This window comes from Microbacterium sp. ER1 (assembly GCF_023383675.1).
Lineage (GTDB): Bacteria > Actinomycetota > Actinomycetes > Actinomycetales > Microbacteriaceae > Microbacterium.
On sequence record NZ_QCXO01000086.1, the window covers coordinates 1 to 240 of the forward strand.

Sequence of the window (240 nt, forward strand, 5' to 3'; positions counted from 1 at the left end):
GCAGGAGGCTGCTTTAATAAAATTACGTCTGTTCACGGTTATTCTCCCCGTGAGTCAGCGTTATCTTTCTTTTGCTGACGACCCAGTTCACGCACCGCCATCACGCTGACACCGGCAACCAACCCAACCACACCGCCGAGCAAACCAATAGCGCCTGCAGAGACGTTGCCGCCCTCTTTAGCGTTAACATCCGGTTTCTGTGAACGCGGAGTTTGATTTTCGACGTTGGCAAGCTGATGG

At 52.9% G+C, this 240-nt stretch carries 1 protein-coding gene; it reads right to left on the reverse strand.

What is annotated here, in order from left to right; translation table 11 throughout:
• Positions 1-38 precede the first annotated feature (38 nt).
• Positions 39-240, reverse strand: a 202-nt coding sequence (locus tag BV453_RS01855; protein WP_249520739.1) for a hypothetical protein, incomplete at its 5' end; no start/stop codon positions are given.